The organism is Flavobacterium terrigena, assembly GCF_900108955.1.
Lineage (GTDB): Bacteria > Bacteroidota > Bacteroidia > Flavobacteriales > Flavobacteriaceae > Flavobacterium > Flavobacterium terrigena.
Map to the genome: position 1 here is coordinate 71257 of NZ_FNYA01000008.1, position 21125 is coordinate 92381.

The 21125-nt window shown below is 28.2% G+C and carries 23 protein-coding genes; 16 read left to right on the plus strand and 7 right to left on the minus strand.

What is annotated here, in order from left to right; genetic code table 11:
* Nucleotides 1-4 precede the first annotated feature (4 nt).
* The gene (locus BMX42_RS12730) at nt 5-505 is read right to left on the minus strand and encodes a DUF456 domain-containing protein (protein WP_091315088.1); all 501 of its coding nucleotides are present in this window, start codon (nt 503-505) and stop codon (nt 5-7) included.
* A gap of 40 nt (nt 506-545) precedes the next feature.
* Here BMX42_RS12730 and BMX42_RS12735 point away from each other — a divergent pair, with 40 nt between their 5' ends.
* Complete coding sequence (locus BMX42_RS12735) at nt 546-1019, plus strand: hypothetical protein (protein ID WP_091315090.1); 474 nt, start codon at nt 546-548, stop codon at nt 1017-1019.
* Nucleotides 1020-1115: 96 nt separating this feature from the next.
* On the opposite strand, the gene BMX42_RS12740 is transcribed toward BMX42_RS12735, so the two are convergent.
* The 3 genes from BMX42_RS12740 to BMX42_RS14555 are packed head-to-tail and all read right to left on the minus strand — an operon-like array spanning nt 1116 to nt 3270.
* Nucleotides 1116-2207, minus strand: coding sequence for a glycosyltransferase family 2 protein (locus BMX42_RS12740; RefSeq protein ID WP_245748292.1), 1092 nt, complete (start codon nt 2205-2207; stop codon nt 1116-1118).
* 6 nt (nt 2208-2213) lie between these two features.
* The gene (locus BMX42_RS12745) at nt 2214-3152 is read right to left on the minus strand and encodes a lysylphosphatidylglycerol synthase domain-containing protein (protein WP_091315096.1); all 939 of its coding nucleotides are present in this window, start codon (nt 3150-3152) and stop codon (nt 2214-2216) included.
* Nucleotides 3133-3270 carry a hypothetical protein gene (locus tag BMX42_RS14555; protein WP_177169172.1) on the minus strand — a complete coding sequence of 46 codons (138 nt, stop codon included), beginning with the start codon at nt 3268-3270 and terminating at the stop codon, nt 3133-3135. The genes BMX42_RS12745 and BMX42_RS14555 overlap by 20 nt, the downstream gene beginning before the upstream one ends.
* Here BMX42_RS14555 and ruvC point away from each other — a divergent pair.
* From ruvC to BMX42_RS12810, 13 genes are all read left to right on the plus strand, one after another.
* Entirely contained in the window at nt 3206-3760 is a 555-nt protein-coding gene (gene ruvC / locus BMX42_RS12750) for a crossover junction endodeoxyribonuclease RuvC (RefSeq protein ID WP_091315100.1), read from the plus strand. The two genes, BMX42_RS14555 and ruvC, sit on opposite strands and share 65 nt — an antisense overlap.
* Nucleotides 3761-3832: 72 nt before the next feature.
* Complete coding sequence (locus tag BMX42_RS12755; RefSeq protein WP_091315104.1) at nt 3833-5965, plus strand: erythromycin esterase family protein; 2133 nt, start codon at nt 3833-3835, stop codon at nt 5963-5965.
* Between the two features lie 58 nt (nt 5966-6023).
* Complete coding sequence (gene hemW / locus BMX42_RS12760; RefSeq protein WP_091315106.1) at nt 6024-7151, plus strand: radical SAM family heme chaperone HemW; 1128 nt, start codon at nt 6024-6026, stop codon at nt 7149-7151.
* 56 nt (nt 7152-7207) lie between these two features.
* Nucleotides 7208-7492 (plus strand): GIY-YIG nuclease family protein, encoded by a 285-nt coding sequence (locus tag BMX42_RS12765; RefSeq protein ID WP_091315109.1) that lies wholly within the window; start codon nt 7208-7210, stop codon nt 7490-7492.
* Nucleotides 7493-7562: 70 nt separating this feature from the next.
* Entirely contained in the window at nt 7563-8321 is a 759-nt protein-coding gene (locus BMX42_RS12770) for a cyclase family protein (protein WP_091315112.1), read from the plus strand.
* 7 nt (nt 8322-8328) lie between these two features.
* A complete protein-coding gene (locus BMX42_RS12775; protein ID WP_091315115.1) occupies nt 8329-8688 on the plus strand; it encodes an MmcQ/YjbR family DNA-binding protein in 360 nt (119 codons plus the stop codon).
* Nucleotides 8689-8795: 107 nt separating this feature from the next.
* Entirely contained in the window at nt 8796-9518 is a 723-nt protein-coding gene (locus BMX42_RS12780; RefSeq protein WP_091315119.1) for a PH domain-containing protein, read from the plus strand.
* Nucleotides 9519-9828: 310 nt separating this feature from the next.
* The gene (locus tag BMX42_RS12785) at nt 9829-11124 is read left to right on the plus strand and encodes a site-specific integrase (RefSeq protein ID WP_091315123.1); all 1296 of its coding nucleotides are present in this window, start codon (nt 9829-9831) and stop codon (nt 11122-11124) included.
* A gap of 1 nt (nt 11125) precedes the next feature.
* A complete protein-coding gene (locus BMX42_RS12790) occupies nt 11126-11941 on the plus strand; it encodes a hypothetical protein (RefSeq protein WP_091315127.1) in 816 nt (271 codons plus the stop codon).
* 144 nt (nt 11942-12085) lie between these two features.
* Nucleotides 12086-12421 carry a MerR family transcriptional regulator gene (locus BMX42_RS12795; RefSeq protein WP_091315130.1) on the plus strand — a complete coding sequence of 112 codons (336 nt, stop codon included), beginning with the start codon at nt 12086-12088 and terminating at the stop codon, nt 12419-12421.
* Nucleotides 12422-12554: 133 nt separating this feature from the next.
* On the plus strand, nt 12555-13841 hold the full coding sequence (locus BMX42_RS12800) for a hypothetical protein (RefSeq protein ID WP_091315133.1): 1287 nt from the start codon (nt 12555-12557) through the stop codon (nt 13839-13841).
* A gap of 209 nt (nt 13842-14050) precedes the next feature.
* Complete coding sequence (locus BMX42_RS12805; protein WP_091315136.1) at nt 14051-16192, plus strand: hypothetical protein; 2142 nt, start codon at nt 14051-14053, stop codon at nt 16190-16192.
* Nucleotides 16179-16478 carry a hypothetical protein gene (locus tag BMX42_RS12810; protein ID WP_091315139.1) on the plus strand — a complete coding sequence of 100 codons (300 nt, stop codon included), beginning with the start codon at nt 16179-16181 and terminating at the stop codon, nt 16476-16478. The genes BMX42_RS12805 and BMX42_RS12810 overlap by 14 nt, the downstream gene beginning before the upstream one ends.
* Before the next feature lie 120 nt (nt 16479-16598).
* On the opposite strand, the gene BMX42_RS12815 is transcribed toward BMX42_RS12810, so the two are convergent.
* Both BMX42_RS12815 and BMX42_RS12820 read right to left on the minus strand, forming a co-directional pair.
* Nucleotides 16599-18005 carry a cyclodeaminase/cyclohydrolase family protein gene (locus BMX42_RS12815; protein WP_091315144.1) on the minus strand — a complete coding sequence of 469 codons (1407 nt, stop codon included), beginning with the start codon at nt 18003-18005 and terminating at the stop codon, nt 16599-16601.
* Between the two features lie 138 nt (nt 18006-18143).
* Nucleotides 18144-18647 carry a hypothetical protein gene (locus tag BMX42_RS12820; protein WP_091315151.1) on the minus strand — a complete coding sequence of 168 codons (504 nt, stop codon included), beginning with the start codon at nt 18645-18647 and terminating at the stop codon, nt 18144-18146.
* Nucleotides 18648-18718: 71 nt separating this feature from the next.
* On the opposite strand from BMX42_RS12820, the gene BMX42_RS12825 reads away from it, so the two are divergent.
* Nucleotides 18719-18958, plus strand: coding sequence for a helix-turn-helix transcriptional regulator (locus BMX42_RS12825; protein ID WP_091315155.1), 240 nt, complete (start codon nt 18719-18721; stop codon nt 18956-18958).
* A 216-nt stretch (nt 18959-19174) separates the two neighbouring features.
* Here BMX42_RS12825 and BMX42_RS12830 read toward each other — a convergent pair whose 3' ends face one another.
* Nucleotides 19175-19855 (minus strand): metal-dependent transcriptional regulator, encoded by a 681-nt coding sequence (locus tag BMX42_RS12830; protein WP_091315158.1) that lies wholly within the window; start codon nt 19853-19855, stop codon nt 19175-19177.
* An 87-nt stretch (nt 19856-19942) separates the two neighbouring features.
* On the opposite strand from BMX42_RS12830, the gene BMX42_RS12835 reads away from it, so the two are divergent.
* Complete coding sequence (locus tag BMX42_RS12835; RefSeq protein WP_091315161.1) at nt 19943-21124, plus strand: di-heme oxidoredictase family protein; 1182 nt, start codon at nt 19943-19945, stop codon at nt 21122-21124.
* Nucleotide 21125 lies beyond the last annotated feature (1 nt).

Here is a 21125-nt window from a genome sequence, read left to right on the forward strand (position 1 = left end):
TTTTTTATATCCAAATGGTATAGTTGTCTATGACTATCCAAATAAAAATGCCCAATAAAATAAAACCATAAAACACTTTCATGAAAGTTCCAGCTAAAAAGCCTAAAAAAGAACCAAACGCTGCGTTTAAAGCTCTTTTTTTATCTTGAGAGTTATAGATTAGTTCTCCAATGAAAGCGCCTAAAAACGGACAAATTAAAAACGCGAACGGTATCGGTAAAAATATTCCAACTACTAAGCCAATATTCGTTCCCCAAATGCCGTAATTACTACCGCCAAACATCTTCGTTCCTTTGGCAGGAATGAGATAATCTAAAATGCTTAAAACTATCGTAAGAACTAATGTAATTCCTAATAACCAATAATTGGTTTCAATTCCAGGGACGAAAAACAAACACAATAATCCCAACCAAGAAAGAGGTAAACCTGGTAAAGCAGGCAAAATACTACCAATAATTCCACCAATAAGTAAACAAATTCCTAAAATCAATAAAATATATTCCATAAAAGTGTATTTTTGAAAATCTAAATGTATAAAAAAATAAATGAACAAAGTAATTGCTTTATTCCTGATACTCTCACTACAATCGTGCCAGTTTTTCGATAAGAAAGTGCCCGATGAAAAGGATTTGTTAGAACAAGAACTCAAAAAAATTAATTGGGAGCAAGTAGACGAATTTCCTTCTTTTTCAGAATGCGATTCGTTAACGGATAAAGATAGTCAGCAAAGTTGTTTTTATGAAACGCTTTCTATGCAATTGCATTCCAAATTGAAAGACGATAGCATTGCGAAATTGTTTCCGCAATTAGATACGATTCAAGTAAAAGTTATTATTTCTTCGAATTCTAATTTGAATTTTGAACCGATAATTTCAGATTCCATCGCCTATAACAAACCACAATTAGATAGTATTTTTCAATTGCGATTAACCGATTTTCCTAAAATTAATCCAGCGATAAAAAGAGGCGTTCCCGTTAAAACTGAATTTCAAATTCCAGTGGTTTTACAGAAAAAGTAGTTTTTTTTTGAAGCTAATCCTGCTGTCCGCTATATCTTAACACCCTTGAAGGGTTGTAACCCTCCAAGGGTGTTAAGGATGCCGCTTCCATCAGGGCTAAAAACGTCTTTCTTTCCATTCAAATTTCCCGAACAACGCTTTTACAACAACTAAAACCGTAAAGAAAGGATACACTAAAAAACTACTTAAAAAGTTTTTGAAAGGCAACCTAAAATACGCAGCACTAAATTTTAAAAACATAAAGTCAATTCCAAATTTCAACACCCAAAAATAAATGGCTAATTGAAGTGTTTCTAATTTATAAAAAGGCGCAACTAACAAAAGTAAGCCACTTAAATTGGTCAAAAAAACAATGATTCCTAAAATTTTCGGATACCAATTATTGTATGCTGAGGTCTTGCTCGCCCATCGCACTCTTTGGTTGGTTAACGCTTTCCAAGAATCGCAACTTTTGGTCAAAACAATATTCAAATTACCTAAATAAGTAATTTTATCTGGAGCGGATTTTAATGCTTTTTGCAATAAAAAAACATCATCGCCACTAGCTAAATTGTTATTGCCTTCAAATCCGTTTAAAGTTTCGAAAAAACCTTTCTCATAAGCGAAATTGGCACCATTACACATAAATGGTTTCTCAATTCCGAAACTTCCAGCTGTAGCACCTTGTAAACTCAAGAAGTCATTATTCTGAAAATCATGTAAAAATCCAGTTTCAGTTGTATAACCAACAGAACCTACACACATTTTCGCTTTTTTATTTTGAATTTCAGTATCAAAAATTGCCAACCAATTTTCAGGAACTTCACAATCAGCATCAGTAGTCACAATCCAATTGTATTTCGCTATTTGAATCGCCGTTTCAATCGCATCTTTTTTTGGAGAATTACTTTTTCTTTGGTTTAGAATAATTTTTAAATCGTAAATCGTACTTCTTAAATCGTACTTTTCTTCCGATTCATCATCCACTAAAATCACTTCAAATAATTCCTTCGGATAATTCAATTTCTCAATCGATTCTAAAAGAAAAGGTAAGTTCTCAGCTTCATTTCTAAAAGGAACAATTATCGAAAAAGTAGTTTTTGGAGATAAGATTTCAATTTTTGTTTGCTTATTTGTTTTTACAATGCCAAAAGCTAATTGAGTAATCAAAGCCGCATAAATAAATAAAATAAAAGCAAATAAAACCATAATAATTTAGTGACTTGGTTTCTTTGTGGCAATATCTTGCGTCTTATAAATCAATACAAAATAACTTCCAATAAGAACCGGAAGCACCACGTTTAGCAACCACATAAAAGTACTAATAAATAAAACAATATATTCGTCGATATTTAGTTTTTCGAAAAACCAGATGGCCACGCCGCCTTTCACTACAAAATCTAAAAACTGAAAAGAAGGTAAAGAACTGGCAATAAAATACACAGCAGTAATGGTAGCCATCAAAGTGAAATAGTCAATTTCGACACCAAATAACAAAAACAAAAAGTAATATTGGTGCGAAAAAGTCAAATATCTAGCAATGGCTAATAAAATATTTTTCTGATGAATTTTCTTCGGAATTTCTGCAATTTTTTCTAAAAATAAAGCAATAGAATAGCCTTTTATATTGGCGTTTTTCGTTAGAAACAAGAAAGTCAAAACTAATAATCCAATTCCAATTAAGATGAAAAAATACATGGTGTATCCCAAATATAACAAACCAATTAATCCGAAAACGATAGTCAAAACCATTTGAATTCCGTTGCAAATTAAGTTCAAAAACAAAACGCGTTTGGTTTCCTTTTTTGGAAAATAAAGTGCTTTTCCGGCATATTCTCCAATTCCGTTTGGTGTAAATAATCCAGCAGTAACACCAGCTAAAACTTGTTTAGTTGCCGTGTATAAAGAGATTTTTTCAATGACTAAAACTAAATTCTTCCATTTCAAAATCTCCAAAAAACGATTCAAAACACTAAAACATAACATAAAAAGTATCCAACTAATGGTAAATTTATGTTGTAAAATTCCTGAAAACTGTTTCCAACTCAGTTTGTCGTCGTGGGCTAGTTTGTCGTAAATAAAATAAAATGCGCCAAAAACAATGACCAGTTTTATTATAAGTGTGAGATATTGTTTAGTTTTGTTTGAAATCATTTTGCAAAGAAACAAAACTTTGAACTTGAAACCTTAAACCTGAAACAAAAATTTTGGCTAACGAACGCATCATACTCGGCATCGATCCTGGAACTACCATCATGGGTTTCGGACTCATTCGTGTTATAAATAAAAAAATGGAGTTTATTCAATTAAACGAATTGCAACTCAATAAAATGGACGACCATTATATGAAGTTGAAACGTATTTTTGAACGAACTATCGAGTTAATCGACACATATCATCCAGATGAAATTGCCATTGAAGCACCTTTTTTCGGTAAAAACGTACAATCGATGTTGAAATTAGGAAGAGCACAAGGTGTAGCGATGGCCGCAGGTTTGTCTCGAGATATTCCAATTACAGAATACGAACCGAAGAAAATCAAAATGGCCATTACCGGAAACGGAAACGCGAGCAAAGAGCAAGTCGCAAAAATGTTACAACAATTGTTAGGCTTGAAAACGTTGCCTAAAAATCTCGATTCTACAGACGGATTAGCAGCTGCAGTTTGTCATTTTTTCAATACAGGAAAAGTAGTTGGATCAACAAATTATTCAGGTTGGGACGCTTTTGTGAAACAGAATGAAACGAGAGTAAAAAAATAAAGAAAAATAGTACAATTTTGACACAATAATTTTTTAGAATAGAAGTTATTAGTTGTGATAAATTACTTTCAAATGAAAAAAACACTTACTCTTTTTTTACTATTTTTCCATTTTGTGGTCTTTTCTCAAAATTCCATTCCAAAAAGTGTAATTTTATCTGAACCACCAATTTCTAAGGATTTTAGTTTCTTAAAAGAGGAATTAAAAGATGTTCAAGTTGTAATGCTTGGAGAAATCAGTCATTTCGACGGTAATGTTTTTGAAACCAAAACCGAAATTGTAAAATATTTGGTTGAAAATATGGGTTTTAATGTAATTGCATTTGAATCTGGAATTTACGATTTATGGAAAGCACAAGAAGAAATTAAAAAAGGAACAAATTGCAAACAAGTTTTTAGAAATTCGCTGTTTTCCATGTGGGGAAAAAGAAAAGAATTTCAAAGTTTTGTCACGTTTTTTGAAAATAACAAAGCAAACTTAAAGCTTTTTGGATTCGACCATCAAATTACTAGCACAAATGGCACAGTAAATTTATCAAATGATTTATTTAACTATTCAAAACAAATTAATCACAATTTAAAATTGAATAAGGAAGATTTTGCTTTGCTTTTAGAATCGATTTCTAATTCGAGCATGTTTGACGAAAGCGATATTTCCTATCAACTTTTTTCTTCTGAATTAAATAAATTGAAACAAAAATTAATTCTACAAAAAAACTCAGAAGAAAAATTTTATTGGACTCAAACTGTAAACGGATTACTGACATTAGGTGAAGACGCTTATACACGTCAAAATTTCACAAGTGCTTTCAATTGTACAGCTATAGATAATATAAGAGATAAACAAATGGCTGAAAATTTATTGGCCTATGTAAAACAAAATCCTGAGGCAAAAATTATTTGCTGGGGCGCCAATCAACATTTTGCTAACAATTTACAATCTGTAAAAGCGCCAATTATTAAAGACTTTGTTCCCATGGGGTCTTATATAAAAATAGCGTTACAAGATAAAGTCTATAGTTTGGCGGCAATAACAGCTAAAGATTCTATTTTTCTTCAAAACAAATGGTATAGCACTCCAATAAATGCAGGTTCTTTTGAAGATGTTTTGAAAAAACAATTTAAGAATAATCATGTGTTTATTTCCGCAAAACAACCTAAAATAGATAAAATAAATGAAAACAGACTTTTTAGTCCAATAACATTTATTGAAGGAAAACTAAGTGATTTTCATGATGGTTATGTGTATTTTCCTAAGGCAACTTTATCAACTATTGATGAGTATGAAGATGTAATTCTTGAAGGAGCTCAACAAAATGATGTTGTAAAAAATAAAAAAGAAGCCTCTATAAACTTAGAAATTAAGGATAGACCAAACGAAACGTACATTGAAGAAGTTGTAATTTATAGTAAAAACACACCTTATCAAATTCTTAAAAAAGCTATCGGAAGTTTTGATAAAAATTATCCAGATAAAGGATTTAGTTCTGATTTAAAGACTAATATTTTAATTAAAGTTGCAGATACTACATGTGTAAACGCAGATATTTTGGCACAACAATACGATTTAGGGTATGTTAACCATGAATTTAGAAACACAAAAAAAGTATTGCAAACAAAATGGAATGTGAATCAAAATTTTGAAACAGAAAGTTTTAAAGAATATCACGGGTTGATGTATAATAGTCCTATTCAATATGCTCCAGTTTTAAAAAACAATAAGTTTAAAAAATTTCTATTAAACATTGAAGGAACAACTAAAATAAATAATGAGGAAGTTTTTGTGATTCAGTTTTCTTCTCCACGTAATCATTCAACATATACTCGTAGAGTTTTTTTGAGTAATTATTCGGGCTATATTTACATTAATAAATCGGATAATGCTATTGTGAAAATTATTGAAAATTGGGAAGTAACAGATTTTCCTATTTCGTTCCGAGAAGGTTATACTTTAAAAAATAATTTAGTAAAATATACGAACAAAGAATATTTAAATGAAAGTACAATAACTGAATTTGTAAAAGAAAATAAATTATATTTTATTAAAAATGCCACAAATGTCGTTTCTGGGAATTTATATAATGACAAAAACGAAAAAACAGATTATGAAATTGCAACAACAGCAACTTGGAATAACTTTAATATTTCTAGCCCAAATGTAATTAAAACGAACAAAGAAGTACTTTTGTTTGAAGTAAAAAAATAAATTAATATGTCACTTTACGATTATTTTATTGTCAAATTGAACATTGAAAATTAATAAAATGTCAGGAATTTACATCCACATACCCTTCTGCAAGCAAGCTTGTCATTACTGCGATTTCCATTTTTCGACTTCCATGAAGAAGAAAGACGAGATGGTTTTGGCTTTAGTGAAAGAAATGGAACTGCGAAAAAATGAATTTCAAAATGAAATTATAGAAACCATTTATTTCGGTGGTGGAACGCCGAGTGTATTATCGATTGACGATATACGATTTTTAATTGATGCAGTTTACAAACATTATCAAGTGGTTGAAAATCCGGAAATTACTTTAGAAGCGAATCCAGATGATTTGGATAATGAAATCATTCTTCAATATGCTAATTCTCCAATAAACCGCTTGTCAATTGGTGTGCAATCGTTTTTTGAAGACGATTTACAACTCATGAATCGTGCTCACAATTCGGCGGAAGCCAAAAAATGTTTAGAATTCGCCACGCAACATTTCGATAATATTTCGATCGATCTAATTTACGGAATGCCCAATATGAGCAATGAAAAATGGTTGCAAAATATTGAAACGGCATTAAGTTTTAATATTCCACATATTTCCAGTTATGCGTTAACGGTTGAACCAAAAACGGCTTTACATAAAATGATTAAATCTGGGTCAATTCCTGCTTTAGATGACGATTTAGCGCAACAACATTTTCATATTTTAATCGATAAGCTTCAAGAAAACGGATTTGTACATTACGAATTATCGAACTTTGGGAAGCCAGATTATTTTTCGAAAAACAACACAGCGTATTGGTTAGGAAAAAAATATATTGGAATCGGTCCGTCCGCACATAGTTATAATGGTAAAAATAGAAGTTGGAATATTGCCAATAATTCGCTGTATTTAAAAGCGATTGCAGAAAATAAATTACCGTCAGAAACAGAAATTTTATCAAAAACCGACCAATATAACGAATATATCATGACAGGTTTACGAACGTTTTGGGGTGTTTCTTTGGAAAGAATTGAAACCGAATTCGGAGCAGATTATTTAAACTATTTACTGCAACAATCAGAAAAATACATTTCAGACAATTTGTTAGAAATTGAAAACAATGTTTTAAAAACGACTAAAAAAGGAAAATTTTTGAGTGATGGTATTGCAAGTGATTTGTTTATGCTGAACTAGTTTCAGCATCTGTTTTAATCTGAATTTATTTTAGATTCTAATTCAAAAGTTAATTTATGATTAAAGGATATATTTATATAATGTCAAATAAAAACTTGTCGGTTCTTTATATTGGTGCGACAAAAGATTTGAAAAGTAGAATAGATAGCCATTTAAACGGAACTGGAGCAGTTTTTACAAAAAAATATAACGCCAATATTTTACTTTATTTTGAAGAATTTGATGATTATCAGGATGCCTTTAAAAGAGAGAAACAATTGAAAAATTGGCATAAAGAATGGAAATGGAATTTAATTAAAATTTCAAATCCTCAATTAAAAGATTTATATTTGGATTTATAATTTACAGTCTCTATTGTTAAAACACGAAAGGTGTTAATACAAAAAAGATACTGAAACAAGTTCAGTATAAATGAAAGCTACTATAAATAACTTCAAAATTGACTTATCAAAACCCATTGATATTTCTTTACCCTTATCCAACACGGATGCGAATCCAATTGCGTGGTATATTGACAAACCTGTAATTGAACCCGTAACTTTTGAAAATTGGATAGGAAAAGTTTCTGAAGGAAGTTCTACTAATTTCAATAATATATTTTTCAATCCACACGGCCATGGCACGCATACTGAGTGTTTAGGTCATATTACAACGGAGTTTTATTCTATCAATCAGTGTTTGAAGCAATTTTTCTTCATGGCGGAAGTTATTTCTATTCAACCAGAAAAAAGAAATGAGGATTTTGTGATTACGAAAAGCCAAATTGAAGATTCTCTGGATGGTTCAGCTCCAGAAGCGATAATCATTCGAACGATTCCCAACGTTTCGGATAAAAAATCAAAAAACTATTCGCATACCAATCCGCCTTATTTGTTAGAAGAAGCCGCGACATACATTCGAGAAATCGGAATTAAACATTTGCTTATCGATTTACCAAGTGTAGATAGGGAAGAAGATGAAGGAAAATTATTGGCGCACAAAGCGTTTTGGAATGTCAAAAACACCACAATATTAAATGAAGATGCGCGTTTAGATTGTACGATTACAGAATTAATTTATGTAGACGATTCCGTTTCCGATGGAACCTATTTGCTGAATTTGCAAATTGCTTCTTTTGAAAATGATGCAAGTCCGAGTAAACCAGTTTTGTATAGTTTAGAAGCTAATTAATAAGAATATGAATATTCAACAACTATATGAATTTTGCTTGTCAAAAAAGGGTGTAACTGAACACTTTCCTTTTGATGAAGATACTTTGGTGTTTAAAGTTGGTGGAAAAATGTTTTGCTTGACTTCCTTAAAGCAATGGGAAAAAGACGAGCCAAGTTTGAATTTAAAATGTGATCCAGATAAAGCAGAAGAACTTCGAGCTCAATATGAGGCTATAAAACCTGGTTATCATATGAGTAAAAAGCATTGGAATACGGTAGATTTTCATTCAGATGTCAACGATAAAATGATGTGTGAATTAATTAACGATTCTTACGATTTGGTTTTTAGGAGTTTAACTAAAAAAATCCAATCAGAAATAATATAACGTCACTTCGAGTGTTCCGATTTTTCATCGGAATGTATCGAGAAGAGAAAATTAGGCATTACTTTTGATAAACATAAAGCAACAAACTATAAACTATATATTTTATTATGATAGATAATTTAAAGAAAATATTAAACGAAGATCAAGATCCGAAAGCCATTGAGAAAATTACTTCTAAACTAGAGAATTTATTAATGTCTAATGAAGAAGTAGGTTATATTGCCGTACAGAAAAAACCAGCAATAACTGTTTTTCCAGATAGTATTGTGGTAACTAACAAACGAATTATTTTATGTAAGCCTAAAAACTTAGGTTTATCAATGGAATTTATGGATTACGATTGGGATGATATCGCTGGAACTTTTGTAAAAGAAGGTTTTTTAGGATCCGATTTTACCTTTTCTACAAAAACTGAATTAACACATACGGTTGATTATTTGCCTAAAAATCAAGCGCGTAAATTATATACGTATGCGAAAGAACAATTGGATATATTGAAAAAGGGAGTATCAACAAATATAAATCCCGTTCCAGATACTGAAATTGAAGCTGCTGTTGAAGCTGCTGCTGCAAATGCTGCAGTTGAAGTTGAAGAAGTTCCAACAGAAGAGGTAACACATTTTGCGGAAATTATTTCGGCAGATATGATTCCTCCAGTACAAGATACAGAATTAGAAGTGCCAATTCCACATCATGAAAAGAAACTTTCCGATTTATCTAAAGACGAATTATTTGATAAGTTAAATAATTATAAGAAGTTGTTAGATAATGGCTTAATTCTTCAAGGAGAATACGACAGATTGAAAAATGAAATTTTACCGTTGTTGTAAGATTTGAATAAAAATAAAAAAAACCGACAATTTTACTTGTCGGTTTTTTTATGAGGTTTAGTTAATTAGTAAAAACAAAAAACCCCGACAAAGTCGGGGTTTAAGTGGTACCTCCAGTACCTCATTTACGTAAACACTAATCAAGTTCAATTAACGTTAATTGTTATTAATAATATGTAATGACCTGTAAATAAAGATTTAGTATGATATTTAATATTATTTAGTTTTATTTTTGTTTACTAAATGGTGTCACTTATGTTGTCCCTTTAATATTAATTTATTATATTTGGGTACAACATTAAATTAAGGTATGAGAACTAGTGGTACAGTCAATTTTAGATTAAAAGAGTCAACAAAAGAAGAAAAACCTATCTTCTTAGATTTTTCCTATGGGAGAAATAAAAGGTTTAAATATGCAGTGGGATACTCTGTACTTCCTAAATATTGGACAGGCTCAGAAATTAAAAATGTTGTTGCGGTTAGAAACTCAAATCAAATAAATGATTTACTAAGAGATTTAAAATCCGAAATCTTAAATTTTGTAAGTGATTGTGATGCAAAGCAAATTGTTTTATCTAACGATGTATTTAGAGCTCATTTAAATAAATTTACTCATAAAAATCAACTTGAGGAAGTAGTAGAAATAAAACAAAATTTGTTTGGTTATTTTGATAAATATATAGCTCATAAATCCAAAGAGTTAAATAGGGGTGACAAAAGTGTAACTATTAGGTCTTATAAACAAACATTTAAACATCTTAGGGAATTTGAATTTGATTCGGGGTATATAGTTGATTTCGAAACAATTGATAATGAATTCTATATTGAATTTGTAGATTATATGAATAACAAAGAATATAAAAAAGGAGTTTGTTATTCAGGAAATACAATTGGAAAGCATATTAAAAACTTTAAAACATTTATGAATTCAAGTTTGCAAGAAGAATTACATTCTAATATGAAATTCAAAAAATTTAAAGTTTTTACTGAACAAACAACTGCAATTTATTTAACTCTTGACGAACAAAAAAGTTTATTAGATTTAGATTTATCTGAAACACCTCACCATGAACTTGCAAGAGATGTTTTTATTATTGGTTGTGAAATTGGTCAAAGAATTAGTGATTATAATGATTTAAGTAGGCATACAATAGAGAGGCATGAAAATGAGGAATATATCAAGATTAATCAACAAAAAACTGGAAATACAGTACTTTGTAAAATAACTCCTGCAATACGTTTTATTATGGATAAGAGATACGAAGGTAAATTTCCTCCTAAAATTTTAGAACAAAAACTTAATGATTATATAAAGATAGTTGGTAAAAAAGCAAAAATCAACGAAAAGGTTAAATGTGAAATGACTAGAGGTGGTGCGAAAGTTCAAACTGAGGAGTTCAAATATAATCTGATTATGGGGCATAGCGCAAGAAGGAGCTTCTGTACGCTTAAATTTAAAGCTGGTATGCCAGTCCATTATATAAAATTACTTTCTGGACACCAAACAGATTCAGAATTTTTTAAGTATATCCGTAATCCTAAAGAAGAAAGAATTGCTCAAATCACAGCAACAAAGGAATTTACTGATTCAAGTTTAACGATATAAAATGGATAAAGAGTTTAAAAATCAATATTGTTTTAATGTGTTCAAAATTGATTGCGATATGTCATTTGAAAGATTTATTTTTTTTAATCAAACATATTTTAGGGAAATTAAAATCATGTCACTAAATAATATTTCTGTAGAAATTCAAAATCAAATAAATTATGATGGCTTTGAAGATGAATTTAATAATTATATAGAAGACAAAATATTTAAAATCAATAAACTTTTTGATAGCATAGTCACAATTGAAGAATTCGAAGAGTTCAACAGTTTGTTTAACTCACTAAAACAAAATATTAAAAAGAATAATTTAAAGTCTCAAATATATTTTAAATATATTACATTGAATTATAATCTTTTAAAAGCAGTTAAAAACAAATTAAATAAAAAAAAGAGGGATTTAAATTTAAAACCTGAGCCAAATTTTAATAGATTGAAAAATATTTCAACTACAAAATTTATATTAAACAAAAGTATAGGGTATGATAATACTGTCAAATTAAGAAATGATTTAATTCAATTTCGTCTAATAGATAAAAAGCAACCTTCTGTTATTTTTTATAATGTTTTTAGAGGTTATGAAATAAATAAAAAAATTAACTGGACAGGTACTAAAGGTGATTTGGGGTTATTCATCAAAACACTAAAAAAGTATGATTGTATATTAAATATTAATCCATACATAATTGCTAAAAATGCTTTTACTTTAGATGGAATTCAAATAAATAGTTTAAGAGATCCTAAGAAAATTGATGCTGAAAAATACTTTGAAAAAATTGAAAAAATAGTAATAAAATTTCAAAATTCGAAGTTTTGATATATTTTAATGACTTGCATAATAAATTAAAAATCAATGTATTATGTATAATTATCCATCAAATAACCCCTCATTTGTTCTAAAAAAGTTAATTGTATCCATATTGCATTTCGTAATTTAGCACTATAACTAAAAAGAAAACTTATGGATGAAATTCAAATTAAAAACCCAAACACAAATCATTTTGTGAATCAGCTTTTAGAATATTTTGCTGATAAGGTAGCAGGAAAATTATTATCAAAATTAGAGGAATCTAATTGTTTAGTAAAAACTATTTCAATAAGTCAGGAAGAATTTATTGAGAATAAAAACGATGAGGATTTACTCTTCAAAAAAGAAGTATGTGAGCTTCTTAAAATTAAGATGCCTACTCTCAATTCTTGGAGAGTCAAAGGTGTATTAATGCCTGATACTTATGTTGGACGGTCTCCAAGATATAAGAGAATTACTATTGAAAGGTATTTAAAGAATATTGCATAAACTTATCTAATGTCAATTTTAGTGTCGTCTTACACTAATTAGTAATTGACTTAATCAACACATTTATTAAGAAAAAAAAATTCCCTATTTGTAGGGGTAGGATTTTTATTGTCTAATTTTAAAGTAATAAAGTATGAAAATATATATAAATAGATATTTGAATGAACAAATATTAGAAATCAAAAAAAATGAAAAAAACTTCAAATTTAATGTTGAAAAAGCACAAATTATTATCTATCAATTAACCAATATTTCAAAAGATAATATTGATGAAGATGGTTATATATCAGTTTGCTCAGTATTGTTTAGAAAATTGACTTTTAGGGATTATAATAAATACTTAGACATACTAATAAATTTTAATTTATTAGTGCGTAAAAATTATTCAACTAAACTCAATTCTTGTAATAAATACAAAATTATTGTGTCAGAATCAGATGCTTCTTTGTGTGAAGAAGTTGATATTTATGATTATAAATTGACTAATAAAATGAGTAGCAATATAATGCCTTCTGCAAAACAAAATTACAAGAATTTGTATAACTGGTTAAAGCATGAAGATTTTACTATTGATTATGAAAATGCAATCAATAAAATACAAGAACTTAATGCAAAACCTTGTATTAAATTAAATTTCATTCAATCTGTAAATGCAATTAGATATAAAAATATTAGATTTATCTGCCGTCAAGCTACGGATAAACGTCTTCATACTAATATAACAAATTTAAAAAGTGTTCTAAGGCAATTTTTATATTATAAAAGCAAAAAATTGGTTAATATAGATTTGAAAAATTCTCAAATTTATTTTCTGGCTATGTTATTATTATCAATAAAACATAAGAAAGTAAATGAGATAAGAAATACTAATGTTAATATAATCTTGCACGAATTGCCTGAAACACTTGATATGATTGAGTTACAACGTTTTGTTGATTTAGCTGTCAATGGTGTTTTTTATCAAGTACTTGGTCAGGAATTAATAATTGAAAAGGGGTTTAATAAATTATATGAGAAAAGAAAGTTTGATGTAAAAAGAAAACGAATGATTTATGAAATTTACGACAATCCTAAGGAGCTTATGAAGCCTATAACTTTTGAATTGCTATTCTCAAGTAATGATACAAATTCTAAGGAAAAAGATTGGTTTTATGAAAAATTTCCAACTATTAGCAATGTGTTAATGAAAATAAAGGAAATAGATTATACAAGTTTAGCTCTTTTACTTCAAAATATTGAATCTGATACAATATTAAATAGGGTAACAAAATTTATTAGTAAGCATTATCCACATGTTTTTATGTTGACAATTCATGATTCGATTATGACTTTACCTGAACATGCTAATATTGTTCAGAAAGTTATTATGGATATTACATCAGAATTATTTGGATATTCGCCTAAGTTGTCTGTTGAATAATTGAATTGTTTTATTGCTAACTTGATATAAATAAAAATAGTTGCCAATCTTTTGGAAGATAATTGAAAATGATGGGAGAGATTACTTAAATTGTACTCTTCTTGATTAAGTGAAGTAAATTCAATAAAAATATAATAAGTTGTAAATTATTTGGCTATATTTACTAACTAAGGAAAATATTATAACAAGAAATAACTTTGTAATTCAGAATGAAAATTGATATTCATACACATACAAAAAAAGTAAAACAAGGTGATTCTTTAAATCGTAATGTTAGTGTTGATAAATTTACTGATATTATCAAAGAAACAGACGTAAAAATTTTAGCAATAACAAATCATAATCACTTTGACCATTTACAATATATTCAATTCAAAAATAATGTTGATGGAATTTGTCATATTTGGCCAGGTGTAGAGTTTGATATAATTGAAGATGAACGTAGGGCACATTTAATTGTTATAGTTAACCCGAAAAACTCTCAAGAATTTAGTAATAAAATTAATGAATTAATTGGGACTACTTCAGCAGATTTGTTTACTATAAGTATTGATGAAGTTGTTAGTAATTTTGATGATTTAGACCCAATTTATATAGCTCATTATCATTCAAAAAAACCTGACTTAATAGATAAAGATATTGATAAACTTATAAGTTTAGTTTCTAATAATAAAAGAGTTTTAAAAGAAGCTTCAAACTCAGTGTCTGCTGGTATTTATGTAAATCATGGTCATAATTCTATTCATGGTTCTGATGTTCAAAATTGGGACAACTACATTCAAGACTCTAAAAACTTACCTGAATTAAGATTGCCAGTTGAAAGCTTCGAACAATTTTGTTTATTATTAGATAAAGATGAAGCTACAATCAAGACAATTCTTGACCAAAAAACAAAAGAATCTATACAAATTAATCCTTTTGGAATTGCAGAACTAATAGAGGTTGATATATATAATGATATTAATATAATTTTTGGTTCAAAAGGTACAGGGAAAACCGATATTTTAAAAGAACTTTCAACTTATTATAATGGGAAAGGATTTAAAACAGAAGTTTATGAGTCAAATTCTAAAAGACTTGAAGATGTTTTTGATTTAAAAGGAAATCAATTATCAATTGATGTTGAGAATTTAGGAATTGAAAATTGTACAAACGAATTTTCAGCACTTAGAAGCGCTTCTGAAAAAGGAGTAACAAGTTTGTCAAATTATTTGAGATATTATTCAGCTGAAGCTAAAAATAAGATATCACAAAGTATTAAAATAAATCATTTTACACTTCTAGATGAAAACTCTTCAAAAAGAAGTTTTGAAGATGTAAAAGGTAATATTAATAAGTTTAGTGAATTTAAAAGGTATTATAATGAAGATGTAAAACTAAAAGAAATTGTTGATGAGGAACTTTTATTAGAATTAGATAATGTTATTACAAGAATATTAGAAAAAATAAATTTAGAATCTGATAAGCGTTTTATTGATTTTAAAAGCATTAGTTTTTTTAATAAATTAGTACAAGTATTTGTTTCTGAAATATCAAAAAAGACTGGTCAGCCTGAAAAACCAACTAGTACTGGCTTTTACGAATACTCTAGTAATAGGATAGCAATAGAAAAAGATGTAAAAAAAATAAGAGAAAATATTTTAAAATCAATTGAACCTATAGTTGATGAAGTTGGAAACTTGGGTGAAAAAGGAATAATGTTTTGTCAAACTAATTTACAAATTCAAAATGGTATAATTTCAGATTCTGATTACAAGCATATCCAATGTAAAACAAAAACTCCACAGAAATCAGTTGCTGGGCAAATTGAATCTATTTCAAAACACATTTATGAAAATACATTATTTGAAAAAATTGATGAGCTTAAAAAAATTGAAGGGGCAGAAACTGTAACTTCAGTATCAGATTTAATACTATTTTATAAACATTTTACTTTAGATGGTAGAGTGTACACACCATCAAATGGTGAATCTTCTATGGTTTTATTACATAATGAGCTGATGATTGATAAAGAAATTTATTTAATTGATGAGCCTGAAAAAAGTTTAGGTAATGACTATATTAGTGAAGTAATAGTGCCTTTATTAAAGGAAAAAGCAAAAAGCGGAAAAAAAGTAATTATAGCAACACACGATGCAAATATCGCTGTTAGAACATTGCCATATAATTCAATTTATCGTGAACATGATATTAATGGATATTACACTTATTCAGGAAATCCATTTACAAATAGCTTAATTTGTAATTCTAGCTTAAAACCAAATTTAGATTGGAAATTAATTAGTATGAAAACATTAGAGGGTGGTAAATCTGCTTTCGGAGAAAGAGGAAAAATCTATGGAAATACATAAAGCAATAATTGAAAGAAATACTGCGGAAGCAACATTAAAACTATTAGTTGGTACAGATGAATTAAATATTGTTCTAACTGATGATAAACCTAATGAGGTCAAATCAGTTTTTAATAAACTTTTGTTACATTTAAAAAATGGAGAATTTGAATTTGAATTAACGGATGATAAAGAAGATTTGTATTTTCATATTTGTAAAGAATACATAATACAACTTAATTCTGAGCTAAAAAGTACTTATACAGAACTTAGAGATAATGGATTGTTAAATGAATCATTATTATAGTTGTTTTGATTTATTTTTAATCAAAACAACTATAATGTTTTATTAATATTTAATCTATACTTTAAATTTGTTTCTTAATAATAATTGAAGTTTATTGAGTTCTATTAACTAACAATTTTGTTAAAATTTTAATAGATTAAGTTCTTCAAGTCTTATAGCCATTGCTTCAATTGAAACGTTGAAAGTTTTTGATAAAGAGTTAAAGTGTTTTCCATCAAAACTTTCAGATGAGGATAATTTTCTTGATAAACCTCTAAGGTCTTTACATTCTGTTGTTAAATCACTTACTCTACGACCACCAAATTTGAATGAAGAATCTTCATCTATTATAAAAATATCTTTTCCGAATCTTGATTCAAATTCTATATTAACCCACTTTGTAGGCATTAAAAAGTAAGTTGCAAATTTATCGGCTTCGAATTCTACTTTATCACGCTTTCCTTTTGTTTCAATAAAATCTGAAGGTATATCTCTGTGTAAAATAGATTGTTTATGTAGAATTGCATGACCTAATTCATGAGCAGCTGTAAATTTTTTGACATTATCAGGATAAATGTTTGAGATAGCAACGATTTTATTGGGTTGGTCAATTATTCCAGCTACTTCTAAAGAATTATCATTATCAGTGTGAACTCCATAACTTGATGACGATATATAATCGTAGCCCAAAACTTTTTTAAAGATTACATCAGGTTGTAAAATTTCTAAATGACTTTTTGGAGGATTAATTTTCCAAATCAAATGTTTATTTTCCCATATTAATATTTGTAAATCTCGAACACAATCTTCAATTTCAAAACCCGATGTTGCTTTGTGTTTTTTAATTATTTGATTCACTCCTTCAAATAAAGGAATTTTCTTATTGAATTCTTCTTTTAGTACTTCTACTTTAGTATCAATAAGTTGATTTAATTTTTTATAATCGTCATCTAATTTGTTAACTTGATTTACTACATGTTTGGTGTATTCATATTCATCACTGTTAAATGAAAGTACGTTAAGTCTGATAATTGCGATGCATCCTGAAATTGCTGAAACCGAACCGCTTAAACCAACTTGAGAATCACCTCTTGCAGACTTAAATCCATTATCAAAAACATACGAAGCAATTTCGGCTAATTCTTTACAAAGCAAGGCGATTTCAAAAGGTATATTAATTGAGATTTTTAAATCTTCAAGCGCTTGTCGTCTTAATTGATTTTTTATAAACTCGTCTTCTTCATTATCTCTAGCAATTCTTGATTTTATGGTTTTGTCAAATTGAATAGAATCGCTAACAAATAATTCTGCTAATTTCGGATAAATTCTATTTTCAATTTCATCAAAATATTCTAAAAGTTGAATAATGCAATGAGAATATAAATGTCTTCTCTTTTCATCACCAGTTAAGCTTATAACAGTTGATATTAGTTTTGCTGAAACCATACCTTGAAAAGCAGCAGCACTTCCAGAACCAGGTTTGTGGTTTCCTGCTCCAAATTTGTGCATTAATTCATTGACTGTTTTTTCTAGTAAATCTATTTCCATAAATAATAATATATAAACAAATATAAATAATTGATTATTAAAAAGTTATATATCAGTAATAATTTTAAATTATATGTTAAATATTATGAAAATTCTAAAAATTATTTTAATAAAAATGCAAGCTTAATAATTTCAATGTTAATCGTTTAGCTTATTTTTTTGACTACTAATTTTGAATTTATACATTAAAAAGGCAGATAATAAAACAAGAATAACTATTATCGCATATAATATTTTGTTTTCATCATTTTTTTCTTCAAAAGAATAGTTGGTTGAACTATTTGTATTTTCATTCTCAGTTAAATTTAGTCTCTCATCTTTGATACCATTTAGAACTTCTTTTACTGAACTGTCTTTTATTTTTTGTTTATCAGCAAAAGATAATTTCATAGCTTCAGCTCTTATGGAGTCCTTAATTAACTTTCTTTTATTCTCAGTTTGATATTGTTTGTTACCACCAATAGATTCAGTTTTTGAATTTCTAGGAATTAGATTCAAGTAACTAGTGTTTGATGGTGCTGGTTGTTCAATATGTGTTGTTCTTGGAGGAATACTATACCCTCTTTCTTGATAATATTTTTCAGTAATGCTATCCTGACCATAGATAAAAACTGAAAAAAGCATAAATATTAAATTCTTCATAGTTGATTAGATTTCTATTGTAAACATATATGTTTACCTGTAAGACAAATATAAAAATTAATATTGACATCATGTCAATAGATTTACAAGAAATAGAATTATACCAAAAACTAATAGGCTTAAAGGTCAAGGAGTTGAGGGTTGCTAGGAATATGTCTCAAAATGACTTAGCGTTCTTGTGTGAATTAGACAAGCAAAGTATTTCAAGAATTGAGAGAGGAAAAACAAATATTACATTAAAAACTTCTTTAATTTTATCTAAAGCTTTTAATGTTAAAATTTATGATTTTTACAATATTGATGTGAAATAGGCTATGGTTAAAAAGCAGCTAAAATGTATGTTTTTAAGCATGTCTTTTTGTAGTTCAAATAAGTAAAAACATTATAACTAAAACGTAAATTTCTAAATTAGAAGAAAAAGTTCTTCATCAATAATTTCTCCTGCATTTTGTTTATGTACTTTTTTAATATAAGTTTTAAAAACTAATTCTTTAATTTTTTCTTAAGTGAATATTTAGTTTTCAAAATTAATTAGTAATAAGCAATTGATTTGGGTCAGTATTATTGATATATAAATTACTTGCTATTTTATTGGATATTGTTGTTGTCGTATTTTCAATTTTAATAATTAAAGTATTATCATAGTTTTCACGTTCAATAATTTCTATTATTGTCCCTATAGTAATCTTTTTGTTATCCAAAAATTTAAGAAAATGAGAAGATGTGTCTTTAACTCCAACACAAATATATTTTTTATTTAAATCTGCTTCTGAAAGTAATACTTTTTGTGACTCATAAATAATTCCATCCTGATTAGGTATCGAATCTCCATGAGGATCTAATCTTGGGAAATTTAAAAAAGCATCTAAATGATTAATTAATTTTTCGGACTTAATATGTTCTAATTCTTCAGCAATTTCATGAACTTCATCCCAACTAAAATTAAGTTTGTCAACTAAAAATGTTTCCCATAGTCTTTGTCTTCGTATTATTATTTTTGCTTTATATATACCTAATTCGGTTAAAGTTACTCCTTGATATTTTTCATAATTAATTAGTTCTTTGTTTGCTAATTTTTTTATCATATCTGTTACGGATGATGCTTTTGCTTTAACCATATCAGCAATCGCATTTGTGCTAATTTCCTTTGAAGTATTTTCAGATAAGAGATAAATAATTTTTAAATAGTTTTCTTCTGAAATAGTCATATTTTGTCTTTTTACAAAATTACATCAATATTTTAGTTTTTAATAAATTATTTTTTTAGTTTTGCCTAAAAATAATATTTATAACATATGAAAAAAATATTTATATTTTTTGTTTTCTGTTTTAGTCTAATCTCATGCGAGACTAGTTATGTAGATATTCCAGCAGATGATGAAATTTTAGATGGACCAGTTGATGGTTTATCAAATGAAGAATTAGCACGATTTTTAAAAGGTGATGAAGGCTTTGCTGAAGTTTTTACTGGCAATACTGGTTTAGGTTCTGTTTTTGTAGCATCAAGCTGTATCAGTTGTCATGCAGGTGATGGAAAAGGGCATCCATTTACTACTTTAATTCGTTTTGGACAAATTGACGAAACAGGTAATATGTTTTTAAACCAAGGTGGACCACAATTACAAAACAGAGCAATGCCAGGATATACTCCAGAACAAATTCCTTTTGGAGCAACATTTGCAAAATTTACACCACCAGCCAATACTGGTTTAGGATTTTTACAATACTTAACTGATGCTGATATTTTAGCAATGGCTGACCCAGATGATTTAAATGGTGATGGAATTTCTGGTGTTCCAAATTGGGTTGTACTTCCAAGCTATATTGACCCACAAAGTGCCGCTACACAAGGAGGAAAATACATTGGGCGTTTTGGTAAAAAGGCTGCTGCTTTCAATTTACTACATCAAACTGTAAATGCATATAATCAAGATATGGGAATCACATCACTATATTTTCCTATTGATGTTTATACTGGAGAAGAAATTGACCCTGAAATTACTACTAGTAAAGTTAATGATGTAGTGTTTTATTTAAAAACTTTAAAAGCACCTGTTCAACGAAACCAAAATGACCCTGAAGTAATTCATGGGAAAAATTTATTTAACCAAGTAAATTGTGTTGGTTGTCATAAATCGGATTTAACTACAGGATATTCACCGATTACTGCTTTAGCATTTAAAAACTTTTCACCTTATACCGATTTATTATTACACAATATGGGAAGCGGTTTAGATGATGGTTATACTGAAGGAATTGCTAAAACTTACGAATGGAAAACTCCAGCATTATGGGGATTAGGACTTTCAGAAAACTCACAAGGTGGTCAATATTTTTTAATGCATGATGGTCGAGCACATAGTATAGAAGAAGCTATTTCTATGCATGGTGGAGAAGCTACAAATAGTAGAACAGCATTTAATAATCTTTCTCAGGCTGAGAAAAATGCAGTTTTGAAATTTTTAAAATCGTTATAAG